This is a genomic window from Agrobacterium tumefaciens, from assembly GCF_017726655.1.
Classification (GTDB): Bacteria; Pseudomonadota; Alphaproteobacteria; order Rhizobiales; family Rhizobiaceae; genus Agrobacterium; species Agrobacterium tumefaciens_B.
Genome location: NZ_CP072308.1, coordinates 2,303,230 through 2,321,396, shown reverse-complemented (window position 1 = coordinate 2,321,396; position 18,167 = coordinate 2,303,230). Strand labels below are relative to the sequence as shown.

At 59.8% G+C, this 18,167-nt stretch carries 20 protein-coding genes; 7 read left to right on the top strand and 13 right to left on the bottom strand.

Annotated elements, in window-relative coordinates; genetic code table 11:
* Positions 1 to 15: 15 nt before the first annotated feature.
* The 8 genes from sucC to sdhC form a co-directional block, all read right to left on the bottom strand.
* The gene (sucC, locus tag AT6N2_RS11415; protein WP_004443803.1) at positions 16 to 1,209 is read right to left on the bottom strand and encodes an ADP-forming succinate--CoA ligase subunit beta; all 1,194 of its coding nucleotides are present in this window, start codon (positions 1,207 to 1,209) and stop codon (positions 16 to 18) included.
* Between the two features lie 33 nt (positions 1,210 to 1,242).
* Complete coding sequence (gene mdh, locus AT6N2_RS11410; protein WP_003523512.1) at positions 1,243 to 2,205, bottom strand: malate dehydrogenase; 963 nt, start codon at positions 2,203 to 2,205, stop codon at positions 1,243 to 1,245.
* A gap of 178 nt (positions 2,206 to 2,383) precedes the next feature.
* Positions 2,384 to 3,547 carry a cell division protein ZapE gene (zapE, locus tag AT6N2_RS11405; RefSeq protein WP_209086901.1) on the bottom strand — a complete coding sequence of 388 codons (1,164 nt, stop codon included), beginning with the start codon at positions 3,545 to 3,547 and terminating at the stop codon, positions 2,384 to 2,386.
* A 92-nt stretch (positions 3,548 to 3,639) separates the two neighbouring features.
* Entirely contained in the window at positions 3,640 to 4,182 is a 543-nt protein-coding gene (locus AT6N2_RS11400; RefSeq protein ID WP_063948324.1) for a protease inhibitor Inh/omp19 family protein, read from the bottom strand.
* Between the two features lie 204 nt (positions 4,183 to 4,386).
* Positions 4,387 to 5,166, bottom strand: coding sequence for a succinate dehydrogenase iron-sulfur subunit (locus AT6N2_RS11395; protein ID WP_144578174.1), 780 nt, complete (start codon positions 5,164 to 5,166; stop codon positions 4,387 to 4,389).
* A gap of 15 nt (positions 5,167 to 5,181) precedes the next feature.
* On the bottom strand, positions 5,182 to 7,023 hold the full coding sequence (sdhA, locus tag AT6N2_RS11390) for a succinate dehydrogenase flavoprotein subunit (RefSeq protein ID WP_063948320.1): 1,842 nt from the start codon (positions 7,021 to 7,023) through the stop codon (positions 5,182 to 5,184).
* Between the two features lie 7 nt (positions 7,024 to 7,030).
* Complete coding sequence (gene sdhD / locus AT6N2_RS11385) at positions 7,031 to 7,411, bottom strand: succinate dehydrogenase, hydrophobic membrane anchor protein (RefSeq protein ID WP_113382040.1); 381 nt, start codon at positions 7,409 to 7,411, stop codon at positions 7,031 to 7,033.
* Positions 7,412 to 7,422: 11 nt separating this feature from the next.
* A complete protein-coding gene (sdhC, locus tag AT6N2_RS11380) occupies positions 7,423 to 7,815 on the bottom strand; it encodes a succinate dehydrogenase, cytochrome b556 subunit (protein ID WP_063948317.1) in 393 nt (130 codons plus the stop codon).
* 299 nt (positions 7,816 to 8,114) lie between these two features.
* Here sdhC and AT6N2_RS11375 point away from each other — a divergent pair, with 299 nt between their 5' ends.
* A complete protein-coding gene (locus AT6N2_RS11375) occupies positions 8,115 to 8,483 on the top strand; it encodes a hypothetical protein (RefSeq protein ID WP_209086899.1) in 369 nt (122 codons plus the stop codon).
* Here the strand turns inward: AT6N2_RS11375 and AT6N2_RS11370 are convergent, their stop codons facing one another.
* The 5 genes from AT6N2_RS11370 to tsaD form a co-directional block, all read right to left on the bottom strand.
* Complete coding sequence (locus tag AT6N2_RS11370; protein WP_144578179.1) at positions 8,484 to 9,128, bottom strand: class I SAM-dependent methyltransferase; 645 nt, start codon at positions 9,126 to 9,128, stop codon at positions 8,484 to 8,486.
* A 7-nt stretch (positions 9,129 to 9,135) separates the two neighbouring features.
* Positions 9,136 to 9,579 carry an EVE domain-containing protein gene (locus AT6N2_RS11365; RefSeq protein WP_063951401.1) on the bottom strand — a complete coding sequence of 148 codons (444 nt, stop codon included), beginning with the start codon at positions 9,577 to 9,579 and terminating at the stop codon, positions 9,136 to 9,138.
* A gap of 6 nt (positions 9,580 to 9,585) precedes the next feature.
* Entirely contained in the window at positions 9,586 to 9,879 is a 294-nt protein-coding gene (locus AT6N2_RS11360; RefSeq protein ID WP_006310800.1) for a YciI-like protein, read from the bottom strand.
* An 87-nt stretch (positions 9,880 to 9,966) separates the two neighbouring features.
* On the bottom strand, positions 9,967 to 10,950 hold the full coding sequence (locus AT6N2_RS11355) for an NAD(P)H-dependent glycerol-3-phosphate dehydrogenase (RefSeq protein ID WP_209086897.1): 984 nt from the start codon (positions 10,948 to 10,950) through the stop codon (positions 9,967 to 9,969).
* On the bottom strand, positions 10,950 to 12,047 hold the full coding sequence (gene tsaD / locus AT6N2_RS11350; RefSeq protein WP_209086895.1) for a tRNA (adenosine(37)-N6)-threonylcarbamoyltransferase complex transferase subunit TsaD: 1,098 nt from the start codon (positions 12,045 to 12,047) through the stop codon (positions 10,950 to 10,952). Before tsaD ends, AT6N2_RS11355 begins: the two co-directional genes overlap by 1 nt.
* Before the next feature lie 73 nt (positions 12,048 to 12,120).
* Between tsaD and hemC the strand changes: the two genes are divergently transcribed.
* The 6 genes from hemC (at position 12,121) to AT6N2_RS11320 (ending at position 18,164) form a co-directional block, all read left to right on the top strand.
* Positions 12,121 to 13,050, top strand: a complete 930-nt coding sequence (gene hemC / locus AT6N2_RS11345; RefSeq protein WP_209086893.1) for a hydroxymethylbilane synthase — start codon at positions 12,121 to 12,123, stop codon at positions 13,048 to 13,050.
* 3 nt (positions 13,051 to 13,053) lie between these two features.
* Positions 13,054 to 13,794: a uroporphyrinogen-III synthase gene (locus AT6N2_RS11340; RefSeq protein ID WP_209086883.1), complete on the top strand. Its 741-nt coding sequence runs from the start codon at positions 13,054 to 13,056 to the stop codon at positions 13,792 to 13,794.
* Positions 13,795 to 13,867: 73 nt separating this feature from the next.
* On the top strand, positions 13,868 to 15,319 hold the full coding sequence (locus AT6N2_RS11335; protein WP_209086881.1) for a COG4223 family protein: 1,452 nt from the start codon (positions 13,868 to 13,870) through the stop codon (positions 15,317 to 15,319).
* Positions 15,320 to 15,323: 4 nt separating this feature from the next.
* Entirely contained in the window at positions 15,324 to 16,940 is a 1,617-nt protein-coding gene (locus AT6N2_RS11330; protein ID WP_209086879.1) for a heme biosynthesis protein HemY, read from the top strand.
* Positions 16,941 to 16,954: 14 nt separating this feature from the next.
* A complete protein-coding gene (locus tag AT6N2_RS11325) occupies positions 16,955 to 17,443 on the top strand; it encodes a TerB family tellurite resistance protein (protein WP_063951408.1) in 489 nt (162 codons plus the stop codon).
* The gene (locus AT6N2_RS11320) at positions 17,433 to 18,164 is read left to right on the top strand and encodes a glutamine amidotransferase (protein ID WP_144578192.1); all 732 of its coding nucleotides are present in this window, start codon (positions 17,433 to 17,435) and stop codon (positions 18,162 to 18,164) included. Before AT6N2_RS11325 ends, AT6N2_RS11320 begins: the two co-directional genes overlap by 11 nt.
* Positions 18,165 to 18,167 lie beyond the last annotated feature (3 nt).

Below are 18,167 nucleotides of genomic sequence, written 5' to 3'. Positions count from 1 at the left end.
TTTCCGGTCCCTCAATTAGCCGTTGATCGCCGCGACGATCTTCTTGGCTGCGTCGTCCAGATCGTCAGCAGCCGTAATCGCAAGGCCCGATTCGTTCAGAAGCTTCTTGCCGAGCTCGACGTTGGTGCCTTCGAGGCGAACAACGAGCGGAACCTGCAAGCCGACTTCCTTCACCGCGGCGATAACACCTTCGGCGATAACGTCGCACTTCATGATGCCGCCGAAGATATTGACGAGGATGCCCTCGACCTTCGGGTCGGCCGTGATGATCTTGAAAGCTGCCGCAACCTTCTCCTTGCCGGCGCCACCGCCGACGTCGCAGAAGTTAGCCGGCTCCTTGCCGTAAAGCTTGATGATGTCCATGGTCGCCATGGCAAGGCCAGCGCCGTTGACCATGCAGCCAATGTTGCCGTCGAGGGCCACGTAAGCGAGGTCCCACTTGGAGGCTTCGATTTCCTTGGCGTCTTCTTCGGTCTCGTCGCGCAGCGCCTTGACGTCGTCATGGCGGAACATGGCGTTGCCGTCGAAGGAAACCTTGGCGTCGAGAACGCGCAGATGGCCGTTTTCCATGACGATCAACGGGTTGATCTCGAGGAGAGCCATGTCCTTTTCGCTGAAGGCCTTGTAGAGGATCGGGAAGAGCGACTTGGCATCTTCGGCTGCAACGCCGTCAAGCTCGAGCGCCTTGGAGATCGCAGCAACGTCGGCATCGGAAACACCCTTTTCAGGGTTGATGGCGATGGTGTGGATCTTCTCGGGCGTGTCGTGGGCGACAGCTTCGATATCCATGCCGCCTTCGGTGGAAACCACGAAAGCCACCTGGCCGACCGAACGGTCTACCAGCAGCGAGCAATAGAGTTCGCGGGCAATGTCGGCGCCGTCTTCGATGTAGAGGCGGTTAACCTGCTTGCCGGCATCGCCCGTCTGCGCCGTTACCAGCGTGTTGCCGAGCATGTCCTTGGCGTGGGAAACGACCTCTTCGATCGACTTCGCCAGACGAACGCCGCCCTTGGCATCCGGGCCGAGTTCCTTGAACTTGCCCTTGCCGCGACCACCAGCATGGATCTGGCTCTTGACGACGTAGAGCGGGCCGGGAAGCTGCTTTGCAGCAGCTTCGGCTTCTTCGACCTTGAGAATGGCAACGCCTTCTGCAACCGGCGCGCCGTAGCCCTTCAGAAGAGCCTTGGCCTGATATTCGTGAATATTCATGGAATAATCCCTGTTTGGAGCCGCTTGAGGCTATTACTTCAGCGACGGAGCGATGTTGACGCAGGCTTCGCAAAGCCCGGCGACGGCACCGACGGATTTCTGGAAGGCGGCTTCTTCTTCCTTGTTTAGTTCGATCTCGATGATGCGCTCGATACCGCCTGCACCAATGATGGTGGGAACGCCGACATACATGTCGTCCACGCCATACTGGCCCGACAGGTGGGCAGCGGCTGGCAGGACGCGCTTCTTGTCCTTGAGATAGGATTCAGCCATTTCGATTGCCGAGGCAGCTGGCGCATAATAGGCCGAGCCGGTCTTCAAGAGGCCGACGATTTCGGCGCCGCCGTCACGGGTGCGCTGGATGATCTGCTCGAGACGCTCGGCCGTCAGCCAGCCCATCTTGACCAGGTCGGTCAGCGGAACGCCGGCAACGGTGGAGTAACGGGCAAGCGGCACCATGGTGTCGCCGTGACCGCCGAGAACGAAGGCAGTGACGTCTTCCACCGAAACATTGAATTCTTCAGCAAGGAAGAGGCGGAAGCGCGCGCTGTCGAGAACGCCGGCCATGCCGACGACCTTGTTCTTCGGCAGGCCGGAGAATTTCTGCAGCGCCCAGACCATGGCGTCGAGCGGGTTGGTGATGCAGATGACGAAAGCGTTCGGCGCATATTTTTTGATGCCGGCGCCGACCTGCTCCATGACCTTGAGGTTGATGCCGAGAAGATCGTCGCGGCTCATGCCGGGCTTGCGGGCAACGCCGGCGGTCACGATGCAGACGTCAGCGCCTTCGATGGCAGCATAATCGGAAGCGCCGGTGAGCTTTGCATTGAAGCCTTCAACCGGGCCCGACTGGGCAATATCCAGGCCCTTGCCCTGTGGGATGCCGTCAGCAATATCGAAGAGGACGATATCGCCCAGTTCCTTCAGGCTGGCGAGATGCGCCAGCGTGCCGCCGATCATGCCAGAACCAATAAGTGCAATCTTTTTGCGAGCCATCGAATGCTTCCTCTTGAGCTTCAATTCAATTTCACCGCGCCAAACCGGCAGCCAAATTGTCGCACTCCGATTAGACCCATTGACCAAAATAGGCAACAGATTCTTTTCCGCTCAGTGTTTTCAATCGTTTAGATCATTATTTTCTTACGTAAACGTAAGACAATGCGTCACGAAAGTGTCAAACTTTCTGCCGTTTTTCTTGAGGTAGTGCTAGATAATCGGCGCTACGCATCTCAAAAAGCCGCGACGCTGTGCGATCGAACTCAAAACCCTCCGTACCCTTGCGCTTTCCAAGGAGATCTTCCGGCATGGCAGCGGCAGAGGCGAAAAGCCTGACGCTATGATCATAGAGCGCATCGATGAGGATGATAAAGCGCTTGGTTTCGTTGCGCTTGTCGGCATTCAGCAACGGAATGTGGTCTATGAAGATCGTATCGAACCTGTTGGCGATGGCAAGGAAGTCGGAAGCTCCCAGCGGCTTTTCACAGAGATCGGAAAAGGAAAAACGGGCGACCCGGCCGCTGGCGCGCGGCACGAGAATGGAGCGGCCCTTCATGGGGATTTCAGTTGGAGCGACGAGATGGCCGCCAGTCATATGCCGCCAGGCCATGTCCATGGCCTGATCCGCTGCGCCATCGAGCGGAGTCACGTAGACCGGCAGGCTCTCCAGCTTCTCCATCCGATAATCGGTTGGGCTGTCCAGCGTCACCACGTCAACATATTTCTTCAGCAGATCAACAAAGGGCAAGAACAGGCCGCGATTGAGGCCGTCCTTGTAAAGATTGTCAGGCACGACGTTTGAGGTTGTTACCAATGTACAGCCATGAGCGAACAATTCGGTGAACAGCCGCGCAAGGATCATTGCGTCGGCGATATCAGTGACGGAAAATTCGTCGAAGCACAGGAGTTCCGCCTCCGCCAGAAGCTGGGCAGCAACGGGCGGAATGGGATCGGCCTGCTTGGTTTCACCATTTTTCAGCTTCTGCCGGTGCGCATGCACGCGATTATGCACGTCGGCCATGAACTCATGAAAATGGCAACGCCGCTTGGAAGAGACGGGCGCCATCTCGTAGAACATGTCCATCAGCATGGTTTTGCCGCGGCCGACGCTGCCATAGACATACAATCCCTTGACCGTCGTTGCCGGGCCGGACTTGCGGGCGAACATCCAGCCAAGGGCGCTCTTTTTCTTGGCGGGCTTGCGGGCCTTCAGATCGGCGAGAATTCTGTCGAGATGGGCCGCGACGCCAAGCTGTGCGGCATCAGCCTGCAGGGTGCCAGCTGCCGTCAATGCGTTGAGCTGTTCAACGACACTATGATTATAATCAGGCAATGGCTTCATGGAAAAGCACCTCGATCGCGGGCGCAACGAGGCACCCGCGACGAATGGAATGGCTTAGAGCAAAATGAACATTCCGGCCACACCGGACATGCTCATCGGCTGAGGCTGAGTGGCTGGCCGCTATTGGTCGTGCCGTCAAAGCGCGCATCGGCGCTCTTGTAGACGCGGCCGATCGTGTCACCCGAGCGGTTCTTGAAGACGACCATCTTGCCGGACACTTCCCAAGACCCCATCGCCGTCAGCTCGCCGGAGCAACCACGCGTGCCGCCACGCGAACCGCCACCGAGGTTGGTGAGCGTCAGGAACATGTCGCAATTGGCGCCGCCATTGGAGACGCGCCAGTTGCCGACCATGGATTCCTTCGTGACGTCGAGGGCAGTTGCCGGAGGTGCGGCGGACGCGACATTGGTGCCGCCAGGGGCTGCCGAGGCAGGTGCCGACGGGAACTGGCCACCATTCGCGCCGCCGGGTGGCGGCAGGGCGCCAGACTGAACGGAGGGCACCGGCTGCGCCTGCAAGGGTGGCGTATAGCCTGGATTGTTGCTGGCGTTGTTGTTGTAATCGTAGGAGGTACGTTGGCAACCGGCAAGGCCCATCACAACGGCAAGGCCCGTCACCACATATCTGAATTGCATATCAAGCTCCCGATTCTCTCGCTTCAGGAAAGACGATGATCAAACAAGAAGGCTGAATTATTACCAAAGCCTTATCTTGCGCAAGCGATGGCCGGGATAATTACCATTTCGGTCAATTTTTACCGAATTTTCCCACGCCGGGTTGAAAAAAGGGCCGCGGTCGAGACCGCGGCCCGCTAGATTTCTGGCCTCGGGCATCCGCCTTCAGACGCGGCGTTCGACCATCATCTTCTTGATTTCCGCGATCGCCTTGGCCGGGTTCAAGCCCTTCGGGCAAGCCTGCGCGCAGTTCATGATGGTGTGGCAGCGATAAAGACGGAACGGATCCTCGAGATTGTCGAGACGCTCGCCCGTCGCCTCATCGCGACTGTCGATCAGCCAGCGATAGGCCTGCAGCAGAACGGCGGGACCGAGGTAACGGTCGCCATTCCACCAGTAGCTGGGACAGGAGGTGGAGCAGCAGGCGCAGAGAATGCACTCATAAAGACCGTCCAGCTTCAGGCGGTCCTCATGGCTCTGCTTCCATTCCTTGGCCGGCGTCGGCGAAACCGTCTTCAGCCAGGGTTCGATCGACCGGTGCTGGGCGTAGAAGTTCGACAGGTCGGGAACAAGGTCCTTCACGACAGGCATATGCGGCAGCGGATAAACCTTCACCGTGCCGTTGATCTCCTCCATGCCCTTGGTGCAGGCGAGCGTATTGGTACCGTCGATATTCATCGCGCAGGAACCACAAATGCCTTCGCGGCAGGAACGGCGCAGCGTCAGCGTCGGGTCGATATTATTCTTGATGTAGAGAAGCGCATCGAGAACCATCGGCCCGCAATCATCGACATCGATGTAAAAGGTGTCGATACGCGGGTTCTGGCCGTCATCCGGGTTCCAGCGATAGATGCGGTATTCGCGCACATTCTTGGCGCCATCAGGCTTCGGCCAGACCTTGCCTTCGTTGATCTGGGAATTCTTGGGGAGAGCGAGTTCAACCATATCCAGTTCCTCAAATCAGTAGACGCGCGCCTTCGGCTCGATCTTTTTCGGATCGATGCCGTCGGCGATGAGGTCGGTGTGAACCGGACGATAATCGAGCGTTACGTCGCCTTCCGGGTTAACCCAGGCAAGCGTATGCTTACGCCAGTTCACATCGTCGCGACCGCCGAACGGACCGTCGACGAAATCCTCGCGGGCATGCGAACCGCGGCTTTCCTTACGCGCTTCCGCGCCGTAGACCGTGGTGATGGCATTGGCCATGAGGTTATGCAGCTCGAGGGTTTCGACCAGATCGGAATTCCAGACCATCGAGCGGTCGGTGACCTTGACGTCGGGCAGTTCCTTCCAGATCGCGGACAAACGGCGGCAGCCGCTTTCGAGCGATTCCTGGGTGCGGAACACGGCCGCGTCGTCCTGCATGGCGCGCTGCATCTTGTCGCGCAGCACCGCCGTCGGCGTCGAGCCGTTGGCGTAACGCAGGCTGTCGAAGCGCTCCATGATCCTGTCGCAGGCAGCCGTATCGAGAGCGGGAATCGCCTCGTCACGATTGATGACCTGGGCGGCACGAATGGCGGCGGCACGACCGAAGACCACGAGGTCGATCAGCGAGTTGGAGCCGAGGCGGTTAGCGCCGTGAACCGAGGCGCAACCGGCTTCGCCTACCGCCATCAGGCCGGGCGCGATACGCTCGGGATTGTCAGCATTGGCGTTCAGCACTTCACCCCAGTAGTTCGTGGGAATGCCGCCCATATTGTAGTGAACCGTCGGCAGAACCGGGATCGGCTCGCGCGTCACGTCGACGCCTGCAAAAATCTTCGCGCTTTCGGAAATGCCCGGAAGACGCTCATGCAGGATCGCCGGATCGAGGTGATCGAGATGCAGGAAGATGTGGTCCTTGTTCTTGCCGACGCCGCGGCCTTCACGGATTTCCATCGTCATGCAGCGGGAGACAACGTCACGGGAGGCAAGGTCCTTCGCGGAAGGCGCATAACGCTCCATGAAGCGCTCGCCTTCGGAGTTGACGAGATAACCGCCTTCGCCGCGCGCGCCTTCGGTAATGAGGCAGCCTGCGCCATAAATGCCGGTTGGATGGAACTGCACAAATTCCATGTCCTGAAGCGGCAGTCCCGCACGGGCGATCATGCCGCCACCGTCGCCGGTGCAGGTGTGGGCAGACGTCGCCGAGAAATAGGCGCGGCCGTAACCACCAGTCGCCAGCACCACCATCTTGGCGGCGAAGCGGTGAATGGTGCCGTCATCGAGGTTCCAGGCAACGACGCCGGTGCAGCGGCCATCCGGCGCCATGATGAGGTCGAGCGCGAAATATTCGATGAAGAATTCCGCATTGTTGCGCAGCGACTGGCCATAAAGCGTGTGCAGAATGGCGTGGCCGGTACGGTCGGCGGCGGCACAGGTGCGCTGCACCGGCGGACCTTCGCCATAATTCTGCATGTGGCCACCGAACGGGCGCTGGTAGATCTTACCTTCTTCGTTACGCGAGAAGGGCACGCCGTAATGCTCGAGCTCATAGACCGCCTTCGGCGCTTCCATGGCGAGATATTGCATCGCGTCAACATCACCGAGCCAGTCGGAGCCCTTCACGGTGTCGTAAAGGTGCCACTGCCAACAGTCGGGCGTCATATTGGTGAGCGATGCGGCAATACCGCCCTGTGCCGCGACCGTATGGGAGCGTGTCGGGAAAACCTTGGTGATGCAGGCGGTCTTGAAACCCTGCTCGGCCATGCCGAGCGTGGCGCGCAGACCGGCACCACCGGCGCCCACGACGATCACGTCATAGGAGTGATCGACATAGGTATAGGCCTTGCCATTCTGGGAAGGTGAACTGATCGAAGCCATGGCGAACTTATCCTACGAATGCGATTTTCAGGATGGCGAAGATCGACAGGCCACCGATGAGGATCGCGAAAAATGTATTCAGCATCAGAAGAACGAGTTTCGAAACTTCGGCGTGAATATAGTCTTCGATGATCACCTGCATGCCGAGCTTCATGTGGATGAGGCCGGAAACCAGCACCAGAGCCATGATCACCGCGACAAGCGGATTGGAGAGTGCCGCGACAACTTCCGGATAGGGCGCGCCGGCATATTTGATCAGGAAGACAACAAAAAAGGTCAACAGCGGAATGTTCGAAACAGCCGTCAGGCGCTGGCGCCAGAAATGGTCGGTGCCTTCCTTGGCGGAGCCGAGACCGCGAACCTTACCGAGAGGTGTACGCATATCCATAAAGTATCTCCTCAGCGCACGATCAGGACGATGATCCAGATCAGCGCGGTCAGACAGATCGACGCCACGAAGGAGGCCTTCGCCAGCTTGGTGGTGAAGTGCTTCTCGAAGCCGTGCCCGAGGTCCCACATCAAGTGGCGCAGGCCGCCGATCATGTGGTGGACCAGCGCCCATGTATAACCGATCAGGATGATCTTGCCGATGATCGTGCCCATCGCCCAGCTCACCCAGTCGTAATAGGCGGGACCGGACGCAAGCGCGATCAGCCACCAGGCAACAAGGAGCGTGCCGAAATACAGCGCACCGCCGGTGACACGGTGGATGATGGAGGCCACCATCGTCGGAATCGGCTTGTAAATTTGAAGATGCGGCGACAGAGGCCGGTTATTTGTCACATTCGCCATCAGAACCTCGCGGCGTTTTCCCGTGCGCCCGAAGGGCGCCCCCAAGCAACAGCACATGACGAAGGAATGTGCATTGCACCAACCGCGACGTTTAATCACATGGGCGCGTCACCACAAGCATATTTCATGGCCGTTTCGAATTTAATCGATTGGTGCGTTCACTTTTTTAGCATTTTTTTGTGTCAAAATAAAAAATCCAACATTTCCAAGATTTACACCCCGAAAATATTTACCTTTACGTAATTCCGAAAAGGTGTAATTTACCAATTGTTAACGTGTAAATCCGGAGCATGAAGCTCATGTTACAGCATCAAATCGTCGCCCTGATCATGATGGTCGCAGGCGGGATTTCAGTCTCCCTGCAACCCGCCGCGGCAGGCGATTTTCATAGCCGGAACTATACTACATATCGTCAGTCGCAGGTAAGTTTTTCGACCGATGGCCTCCCCTCCACGCTCCCCGGCGGCACTTACGTCGGAGGCATTTCCGCCCTGAGGGTCAGAGGCAATGGCAATTATTTCGCGGTCGGCAGCGGGATATCCCGGCAGATCGCCACAGACGGCTACCGCTCTTTGTTGGCGCCCAAGGCAAAGATCATGACCATCAGCGCTGAAACCGCGCGGGATGCCTGCGCCTACGAACACGGCGTCTGCGTCATCAGGCCCTGATCAAATGAAACGCCACACCGTCGTCTTCTTCACTTCGCTGTCCTCAAGGGCGCGGCTGACGGCCACCTGATAGGTGGCAAGCGCCTCAAGCCGCTGTTTCGGCAGGTAGGCCCTGCCCGGGTCGCCGACGATAACGCTGACGCCCGCTTCTGTGAGCTCGACGAACCAGGGCACGAGAAGATCGGCGAAGGTCCGGTCATAGAAGACATCTCCCGCCAGCAGAACATCGGCCTCGATGCGGCGACCGATCAGATCGGCACCCGTAAAGCCGATATCAACGCCGTTCAGCCCTGCATTCATCCGAACAGCTGTTTCCGTCCACGGATCTATATCGGCGGCAAGCACCGTCGCCGCACCGGCCTTCGCAGCCGCAATGGCAACCAGCCCGGAGCCGCTGGCAAAATCCACTACACGCCTGCCGCTCACGCATTCAGGATGATCGAGCACATACCGGGCAAGCCCCTGCCCGCCTGCCCAGGCAAAGGCCCAGAAGGGCGGCGGCAGACCGATCTCTTCCAGCTCCTCCTCCGTCTTCAGCCAGAGGTCGTGCGCTTCGGTGGCGAGATGAAGGGAGAGTTCCGGCACATGCGGGGGATGCATGATGCCGGTATTGTCGAGGATGAAGCGTTCGGGATCGGTCCTCACCGAGGCGTCAATCCGGGGATTTCGGAGGGTTGTTCAGCCCGCCCATGCGGCAGACCTCAAGATATTCCTCTTCCGTAACCGGCTGGACGGAGAGCCGCATTGAGGTGACCAGGGACATCTGCGCCAGTTTCGGATTGGCTTTGACATCCTTGAGGGACACCGGCTGCGGCATGTCGCACACGGCGCGAATATCCACGCAGTCCCACTTCGGGTCGCCTTCGGCCGTTGAGTCCGGGTGCGACAGCGCGCAGACTTCGACGATGCCGACGACATCCAGCCCTTCATTGGAATGATAAAAGAAGCCTTTGTCGCCAATCTTCATGGCGCGCATGTTGTTGCGGGCCTGATAATTGCGCACACCGGTCCATTCTTCACCGGCCTCGCCCTTGGCCTTCTGCATTTCCCAGGACCATTTGAACGGCTCGGACTTGTAAAGCCAATAATTCGCCATGCCAGATCACGCTCCCGGATTATTGAAGACCCAGTTATAGGGCTTTACATCAACGCTCTCGAACAGGCCGGCCTTGGCATAGGGATCGGCATCGGCGAGCGCCTTCGCCGCCTCGATATCGGCCGCCTCCACGATGACGAGGCTGCCATTCGGCTTTCCTTCGGCATCCAGAAACGGGCCGGCAATCTTCAGGGTGCCTTCCGCATTGAGTTTGTTCAGATGCTCCAGATGCGCCGGGCGGGTCTCCATGCGCACGTTCAGATGGCCGGGCTTGTCCTTGCAGATAAAGGCAAACAGCATTTTCGTCTCCTTGCTAGAGCATGTTTCCCAAAGCGATTGGCGTTTCGGGAGCGTAACATGCGTGAATCCTAGGCGACCGCCCCACGCTCACTCGGTGGTGATGGGCCGCGTCATCAATTGTTGCATGGCGCTCGCCACATCGAGATTGCCGTCGATAATGGCAGCCACGGCTTCGGTGACGGGCATCTCGACACCGTACTGATGTGCAAGCCGGGCAGCGACGGCTGCCGCATAAGCGCCCTCGACCAGCCCGCCGGACATATCCTTGCCCTTGCCCTCGCCCAGGGCGATCCCGAAGCGAAGATTACGGGACTGATGGCTCGTCGCGGTCAGAACCAGATCGCCCAAACCCGAGAGCCCGCGCACCGTATCCGCCTTGCCGCCCATCGCAACGACCAGCCGCGACATTTCCGCGAGCCCACGCGAAATCAGCGCCGCGCGGGCAGAATCGCCAAGGCCCGCCCCTTCGACAATGCCAGCGGCAATGGCAAGCACGTTCTTCAGCGCCCCGCCCAGTTGCACGCCGATACGGTCGGTCGAGGCATAAAGCCGAAAGGTCCGGCCGGAAATCGATGTTGCCAGCCGTTCCGCGATCGCGGCGTCATCAGCTGCAATTGCCATGGCCGTCGGCAGGCCGCGGGCAATATCAGCAGCAAAGCCCGGACCCGAAAGCACGCCAATAGGATGATGCGGCAATTCCGCTTCGAGCAATGCCGTCAACAGGCGACCAGAACTGCGGTCGATGCCCTTGGCGCAGGTGACAATAAGCGACTGATCAGCCAGATAGGGGCCGTAATGACGGGCCGCATCCGCGTGAGATTGGGAAGGCATGGCGAAAAGCACGATGCCGGCATCGGAGAGGACATCCGGCTCGGCGGAAAATTGAAGCGTGTCCGGCAGCTCGACGCCTGGCAGCGCCGCATCGTGCACGCGGTCGCTGGTCAGGTCAGCCATCAGTGACGGGTCTCGGCCAAGCAGGGTCACATCGTGCCGGTTCTCCAGAGCGATGACGACGGCGAGAGCGGTTCCGAAGGCCCCGGCACCTATGATGACGATTTTTTCGCGCTGCATCACGCCTTGGCTCCCCTTTTGCCGAAACCGATCAATGTTTCCGCGCGGCCATCAAGCGGCCAGCGCGAGCGTGGCGCGATTTCCAGCGGATCAGCGTCTCGACCATCAGCCATTCGCTCAAGCCCAGCCCAGGCGATCATCGCGGCATTGTCCGTGCACAGCCGGTGGGGCGGCGCGATGAAGCGGAAGCCGTTGCTATCGCACAGCGACTGCAAGGTCTGGCGGATTTCGGTATTCGCCGCGACGCCGCCAGCCACAACGAGCGCAGGCATCGTCTCGAGCTGCGGAAACTCCTGTTTGAACCGCAGGAGACCTCGGCCGATCCGGTCTTTCAAAGTGCGTGAGACAGCCTTCTGGAAGGACGCGCATATATCGGCGATATCCTGTTCTGAAAGCGGTGCGATAGCCGTCGCCGCCTGCCTCACCGCCGTCTTCAAACCGGAGAATGAGAAATCGAGACGTGTTTCGCCGACCATGGGACGCGGTAGCGGAAAGCGGTTCGGGTCGCCTTTCGCGGCCGCCTTTTCAACCGCAGGCCCGCCCGGATAGGGTAGCCCCAGGAGTTTTGCGGTTTTGTCGAAGGCTTCCCCGAGCGCGTCATCGATGGTGGTGCCCCAGCGCTCATAGTCGCCCACGCCCCGCACCAGTACCAGTTGTGTGTGGCCACCGGAGACCAGGAGCATCAGGTAAGGGAAAGAAAGACCGTCAGTCAGCCGCGCCGTCAGCGCATGCCCCTCCAGATGGTTGATGGCGTAGAGCGGCTTGCCTGCCGCCTTGGCAATCGCCTTGCCCGTCATCAACCCAACCAACAGGCCACCGATCAGACCGGGACCGGAGGTGGCGGCGATGGCATCGACATCGGCGAGTGTGACTCCCGCTTTTTCCAGCGCCTCTTCGATGAGGGCGTCAAGCGCCTCGACATGGGCGCGCGCCGCGATTTCAGGCACGACGCCGCCATAGGCGCTGTGTTCCTCAAGCTGCGACAAAACGACGTCGGAGACGATCTCGCCACGCCCATCAGCGTGCCGAACCACAACGGATGCAGCGGTTTCGTCACAGCTTGTCTCTATGCCGAGAATACGAAGAAAGGGGGTCATCAGATCTGTTCGTTCATTGCGATCATGCGCTGAGTTGGTCTAAGACAACTCCGGTAACAATGGATAGACGCGGATGCAAACAAAACCTTTCCGAATCGGCACGCGCGGCAGCCCGCTGGCGCTTGCACAGGCATATGAGACGCGCAGCCGGCTCATGGCCGCGCACGGCCTGCCGGAAGAGATGTTCGAAATCGTCGTTCTCTCTACCAAGGGTGACCGGATCACCGACCGCGCCCTGTCGGAGATCGGCGGCAAGGGCCTGTTCACCGAGGAGCTGGAAAGCCAGCTTCTGTCTGGAGGACTTGATATCGCGGTCCACTCCTCCAAGGACATGCCCACCGTTCTGCCGGAAGGCCTTCATCTCTCCGCTTTCCTGCCGCGTGAGGACATGCGCGATGCCTTTATCGGCCGCACCGCGCCAAAGCTTCTGGAACTGCCGCATGGAGCCGTCGTCGGCTCAGCATCCCTGCGCCGTCAGGCGCTGATCCGCCGCCTGCGGCCGGACCTGAACGTCATCATTTTCCGCGGTCTGGTGGACACGCGCCTGCGGAAGCTCGAAGAAGGCCAGGCCGATGCGACACTGCTTGCCTTTGCCGGCCTGAAACGGCTCGGTAAGGAGCATGTGCCGACAGAAATTCTCGATCCGAAAGAATTCCCACCGGCGCCGGCGCAGGGTGCCATCTGCGTCGAAAGCCGGATCGGGGACAAACGCATGGACGCGCTGCTTGCGCCGATAAACGACCTGCCGACATTTCATGCAGTGATCTGTGAGCGCGCCTTTCTCGCAGCGCTTGATGGTTCCTGTCGCACGCCCATTGCCGGCTATGCCACCTGCGACGGCGAAGCCCTGCATTTTTACGGGCTTATTCTCACGCCCGACGGCCAGACGAGCCACGGCGTCGAGATTTCTGGCAATCGCGCCGATGCGGTGAAGCTCGGAAGCCAGGCTGGCGAAAAGGTGCGCGCGAGGGCCGGCAGCAGTTTCTTCGAAGGCTGGAGCTGAACGATGCGGATCGTCGTCACCCGGCCGCAGCGTTCGGGCGAAAGGACGGCCGCAAAACTCGAAGCGCTTGGCCACAGGCCGGTGCTTCTGCCGCTGTTTTATCCAGCCCACCATGGAACCCGCGCCGTCCAGGCCCTTTCGGATTCGCTGGGGGCAATTGCCGTAACCAGCGCAGAAGCAGTACGTGCATTAAATTCTTTCGCGGAACAATTGGCGCCCCACCTGTCGAAACCGCTTTTTGCGGTTGGCGGAGCTACCGCCGAGGCTGCGGAAAAGAGTGGCTTTCGGCAGATATTCACCGCCGCCGGAGATGCCGTATCGCTCGCCGCGCTCGTGAAAGCGCACCATTCACTTTTCTCTAAAGGGCAGCCACTGCTTTATCTCGCTGGCAGGCCCCGTGGCAAAGTCTTCGAAGAAAGCCTGGCTGCAGCGGGCATTCCGTTCAACTCCATAGACTGTTATGAAATGTTGCCCTCAACGATATCTGAAGAGGACCTCGAGACCGCGCTTGTGACGACGCCCGCCGATGTGGTCATGCTCTATTCTTCCGAGGCGGCACGCACCTTCTTTCATCACGTATCGACGACTGAATTGACGACCGCGCTGGCCGCGACACGCTTTATCTCCATCAGCCGCAACGTGCTTTCTCTGGTTCCGGCCATGTTCCGCTGCCAATCCTTCGCTGCCGAAGAGCCGAGCGAGGCGGCGATGTTTCAGCTTCTGGGCCGTCAGCCTGGAACCTAATTGGAGCTCACCTCTTTCCTTTGCCGCCGTCACTGACTAGGTTTAGATTACTGCAGGCAGAAATGAGGTTGTCATGGTATCGGGAAAGCCGCCACGCCACTCCAAGTCCAAAGCCGAACCGGTCACCATCGACCTGGATGCCAAAGACGTGAAAGCAATTTCCGCCGATGGTGACGCTGCAAAGGCGGACGAAAAGCTCGAGGAGGGCACGCCCGCTGCGACGACTGGAGCGAGCGCCTCCGAATCTAAGCCCGATACAGCCGATACAGCCGCAACTGCCACGACGGCACCGCTGTGGGAGACGAAGAAAACCAGCATCGAACCCGAGCCTAACGTGGGCAAACCGGCCCCGGCAGCCGCTGCGGAACAGAAGGCGGAAACCGCTTCGGAAAAGCGGAAAGAGCCGCTGTCATCAGCTTCGACCGCGCCGAAAATCGACGCAAAACCGGAGGCGACCAGTGCCGCCGCGGCCGCAACGGCAGCGGCGGCTTCGAAACCAGCTTTTGGTCCAACATCGTCTTCCAGCACAGAGGGCAGCGCCTCTGCAAAGACATCAAGCGCCAACTCGTCGTCAGGACCAACCAAGCCGTCGGCTCCCCCGCAGACGGAACGCCGCCAGGCGGCAACCTCTGGTCTCATCGCCGCCGGTATCGTTGGTGGGCTTGTGGCGCTCGCCGCCGCCGGCAGCATGCAATATGCAGGCATCCTTCCCTCCGCCAACTCTGGACGGGCTGGTAACGATGAAATTGCATCCCTGAAAACGGATATAGCCAACCTTCGCAAGCAAATCGCCAATGCGCCAGCAGCGGACAGCTCGGCGCTTGAACAGCGTCTTGCCGCTCTCGAGGCGGCGAAAGGCGAGGCGCCGCAGGCGGACGGGCTTGCCGAAAAAATTGCCGCGTTGGAATCCACCCTTCAGTCCGAGCGCTCCGCGCAGGCTTCCGCGACTGCAGACCTGACGCGCCGCCTTTCGGATGCGGAAGCCAAGATCAACGAACCGAGAGACGATATTGAAGTGGCACGCGCCATTGCCTCGGCCGGGCTGAAAGCTGCGATCGACCGTGGCGGCCCCTTCCTGACCGAACTCGACACCCTTTCAAAGGTAACGCCTGACGATCCCGCAATCGCTTCCCTGCAATCGTTTGCCGCTACCGGTGTGCCGTCGCGCTCGGAACTAATGCAGAAATTTCCCGATGTCGCCAATGCCATGCTGTCCGCGATCAATCAGCCGGACCCCAATCAGGGCATCATGGAGCGGCTGACCGAAAGCGCCTTGTCGCTCGTCAAGGTTCGCCCGGTCGGAAATATCGAGGGAGAGACGCCGGAAGCGATGATCGCACGAATGGAGAACAAGTTGCGCAACGGCGATCTGCAAGGCGCGGCGCTCGAGTGGAACGGGCTGCCCGAGGCCGCCAAGTCGGCCTCCGCCGACTATAAGAAGTCGCTTGATGCGCGTATTGAGGTTGAAAACCTGGTCGGCGGCACGTTGAACCGTGCCATCACCAGCACCGGCAAGCAGGGGTAAGGACATGACAAAAATCCTGACGTTTGTCCTTATTGTCCTGGCGCTTGGTTTCGGTTTCTCCTGGCTTGCCGACAGACCCGGCGTCCTTTCAATCGTCTGGCAGGGGCAGTTGATCGAAATGAGCCTGATGGTTGCCGCCGCCATGATCGCGGCGCTGGTTGCCGTCGTGATGCTTGTCTGGTGGGTCATCAACGCCATCTGGACATCGCCCAACGCCGCCCGTCGCTATTTCCGCGCGCGCAAACGCGACCGCGGTTACCAGGCGCTATCCACCGGATTGATTGCCGCCGGCGCTGGCAACGCCCTTCTCGCCCGCAAGATGACGGCCCGCACGCAGGGGCTGCTCAGCGCCGATCAGGAGCCGCTGATTCACCTGCTGGATGCGCAGGCCGATCTCATCGAAGGCAAATACGATGACGCCCGGCGCAAATTCGAGGCGATGGCCCGTGATCCAGAGACACGTGAGCTTGGGCTTCGTGGCCTTTATATCGAAGCCCGCCGGCAGGGCGCCTACGAGGCGGCCCAGCAATATGCCGAAGATGCCGCGGAAAAAGCACCTTACCTGCCGTGGGCAGCGCAGGCGACACTGGAAAATCGCTGCCGCACCGGTCAGTGGGATGACGCGATCCGTCTGCTTGACCAACAGAAGGCTGCACGCGTTATCGAGCGCGGTGAGGCGGAACGGTTAAAGGCGGTGCTTCTTACAGCAAAAGCCAGTGAAAAGCTTGAAAGCGATCCGGTCGGCGCACGCGAGGACGCAAAGCACGCCCTGAAACTCGCCAAAGGCCTCGTTCCGGCCGCGCTGGTTGCAGCAAAATCCTATCTGCGTGAAGACAATCTGCGCAAAGCAGCAGCCGTTCTCGAGCCTGTCTGGAAGAATGATCCTCATCCGCAGATCGCGGAGCTATATGTCCGCGCGCGCAGCGGCGATACCGCTATCGACCGCCTCAAACGCGCTGAGCGGCTCGAAAGTCTGAAGCCGAATAATATCGAGTCGCTGTTTGCGGTGGCGCAGGCAGCGCTTGACGCAAAAGAATTCGGGCGGGCGCGGGAAAAGGCCGAAGCCGCCGCCCGCATCGAGCCACGCGAAAGCATTTTCCTGTTGATGGCCGATATCGAGGAAGCCGAAACCGGCGACCAGGGACGCGTGCGGTATTGGATGGCGCAGGCACTGCGCGCGCCGCGTGATCCGGCTTGGGTCGCCGATGGCATCGTATCGGAAAAATGGCTCCCTGTCTCGCCTGTCACAGGGCGTCTCGATGCCTTCGAATGGAAGGCACCTTTCGGCCAGCTCGAAGGGCCGGTTGAAGATATGACGATTGAAAATGCGCTTGCGGCAGCACCGGCCAAGACCGAACCGGCCGCGAGAACAATCGTCGTTGAAAGCCCGCCAGAAACCAGAGTTGAGCCGAAGCCCGTACCCACGACAACGGTCGAGGCGAAGCCAGCCGCCGCTGCGGCAAAAGAGAAAAAACCTGCGACCATTGACGCACCGCCGCAGCACGACGGGGTGGACGGGAAGACGGAACCCGTGCCGTTTTTCGGTGGGGCGCCGGACGACCCCGGCGTCAAGAAATCAGGCATGGAAGCCGAACCCAAAACGCGGCTTAAACTCTTCTGACCGGCAGGCAATCGATGTTCCAGCAATTTCAGTCTTTCATCCAGAACCTCGTCGGCCCGAATGCAGGAGATTTCAGCCCGGATGATTTGCGGGTGGCCGTCGCCGCCCTCTGTTTTCAGGTGATGGAAGCTGACGGCACCGTCTCTAAAAGCGAGCGTGAACGCCTGCGTGAAATCCTGCACGATTATTATCATCTCGATGGCGGCAAGCTCGATGCACTTCTCGCAGCCGGGCAGGAGGCGGGTAAGGAAGCCGTCGATTATTATCGCTTCACGGCCGATATTCGCCGCCACCTCGATGAGGATCAGCGTGTCGAGCTTATTGGCATATTATGGGATATTGTTTACGCTGACGGCGAACGAAGCGAAATGGAAGATCACGTGATCTGGCGCGTTGCCGATCTGCTTGGTGTTTCCGTGCGCGACAGGGTTCTGCAACGTCAGCAGGCCGCCACGAGGTCCGGCCCTGCTGAAGAAAGCGAAAACGAAGACGATGCTGTTTGACCCCTCCAGGCAACAGAAACAACAACCCTCGCTGCTTATTGTCCTGCACCAGGAACGCTCAACGCCCGGCCGCGTCGGCCAGATGCTGGTGGAGAAGGGATATCGTCTGGATATAAGGCGTCCGGCACTTGGCGACGACCTGCCGCCGACGCTGGCGCACCATGCAGGTGCCATTATCTTCGGCGGCCCGATGAGCGCCAACGACCCGCATGATTACATTAAAGCCGAAATCGACTGGCTGAAGGTGCCGCTGAAGGAAGACAAGCCCTTTCTCGGCATCTGTCTCGGTGCACAGATGCTGTCAAAACATCTGGGCGGCAAGGTTGAGGCAGACAGGGAAGGCAAGGTAGAGATCGGCTGGTATCCGCTCCATGCCACCGAACATGGCCGGCTTCTGATGCCGCACTGGCCGAAGATGGTCTATCATTTTCACAAGGAGGGGTTCGAGCTACCGCGCGGCGCCGAATTGCTGGCATCGGGCGAAACCTACCCTAACCAGGCCTATCGTTACGGAAAAAACGCCTGGGGCCTGCAGTTTCACGCCGAACTGACCCGTGCCATGATGCACAGCTGGGTGGTGCGCGGCGCGCAGCGGTTTGGCATGCCGAATGCGCAGGTGGGCAGCCAGCATCTAGAAGGCCGCATGTTGTTCGACACGCCGCTGAGGGCCTGGCTCGGCAATTTTCTCGATCTGGTATTTGAGGGCAAGGCGCAGCGCTGATTC

What these genes read in the sequence shown, in the direction of transcription:
- sucC (WP_004443803.1), bottom strand. Translation starts at nt 1,209, where the DNA reads ATGAATATTCACGAATATCAGGCCAAGGCTCTTCTGAAGGGCTACGGC.
- mdh (WP_003523512.1), bottom strand. Translation starts at nt 2,205, where the DNA reads ATGGCTCGCAAAAAGATTGCACTTATTGGTTCTGGCATGATCGGCGGC.
- zapE (WP_209086901.1), bottom strand. Translation starts at nt 3,547, where the DNA reads ATGAAGCCATTGCCTGATTATAATCATAGTGTCGTTGAACAGCTCAAC.
- AT6N2_RS11400 (WP_063948324.1), bottom strand. Translation starts at nt 4,182, where the DNA reads ATGCAATTCAGATATGTGGTGACGGGCCTTGCCGTTGTGATGGGCCTT.
- AT6N2_RS11395 (WP_144578174.1), bottom strand. Translation starts at nt 5,166, where the DNA reads ATGGTTGAACTCGCTCTCCCCAAGAATTCCCAGATCAACGAAGGCAAG.
- sdhA (WP_063948320.1), bottom strand. Translation starts at nt 7,023, where the DNA reads ATGGCTTCGATCAGTTCACCTTCCCAGAATGGCAAGGCCTATACCTAT.
- sdhD (WP_113382040.1), bottom strand. Translation starts at nt 7,411, where the DNA reads ATGGATATGCGTACACCTCTCGGTAAGGTTCGCGGTCTCGGCTCCGCC.
- sdhC (WP_063948317.1), bottom strand. Translation starts at nt 7,815, where the DNA reads ATGGCGAATGTGACAAATAACCGGCCTCTGTCGCCGCATCTTCAAATT.
- AT6N2_RS11375 (WP_209086899.1), top strand. Translation starts at nt 8,115, where the DNA reads ATGTTACAGCATCAAATCGTCGCCCTGATCATGATGGTCGCAGGCGGG.
- AT6N2_RS11365 (WP_063951401.1), bottom strand. Translation starts at nt 9,579, where the DNA reads ATGGCGAATTATTGGCTTTACAAGTCCGAGCCGTTCAAATGGTCCTGG.
- AT6N2_RS11360 (WP_006310800.1), bottom strand. Translation starts at nt 9,879, where the DNA reads ATGCTGTTTGCCTTTATCTGCAAGGACAAGCCCGGCCATCTGAACGTG.
- AT6N2_RS11355 (WP_209086897.1), bottom strand. Translation starts at nt 10,950, where the DNA reads ATGCAGCGCGAAAAAATCGTCATCATAGGTGCCGGGGCCTTCGGAACC.
- tsaD (WP_209086895.1), bottom strand. Translation starts at nt 12,047, where the DNA reads ATGACCCCCTTTCTTCGTATTCTCGGCATAGAGACAAGCTGTGACGAA.
- hemC (WP_209086893.1), top strand. Translation starts at nt 12,121, where the DNA reads ATGCAAACAAAACCTTTCCGAATCGGCACGCGCGGCAGCCCGCTGGCG.
- AT6N2_RS11340 (WP_209086883.1), top strand. Translation starts at nt 13,054, where the DNA reads ATGCGGATCGTCGTCACCCGGCCGCAGCGTTCGGGCGAAAGGACGGCC.
- AT6N2_RS11335 (WP_209086881.1), top strand. Translation starts at nt 13,868, where the DNA reads ATGGTATCGGGAAAGCCGCCACGCCACTCCAAGTCCAAAGCCGAACCG.
- AT6N2_RS11330 (WP_209086879.1), top strand. Translation starts at nt 15,324, where the DNA reads ATGACAAAAATCCTGACGTTTGTCCTTATTGTCCTGGCGCTTGGTTTC.
- AT6N2_RS11325 (WP_063951408.1), top strand. Translation starts at nt 16,955, where the DNA reads ATGTTCCAGCAATTTCAGTCTTTCATCCAGAACCTCGTCGGCCCGAAT.
- AT6N2_RS11320 (WP_144578192.1), top strand. Translation starts at nt 17,433, where the DNA reads ATGCTGTTTGACCCCTCCAGGCAACAGAAACAACAACCCTCGCTGCTT.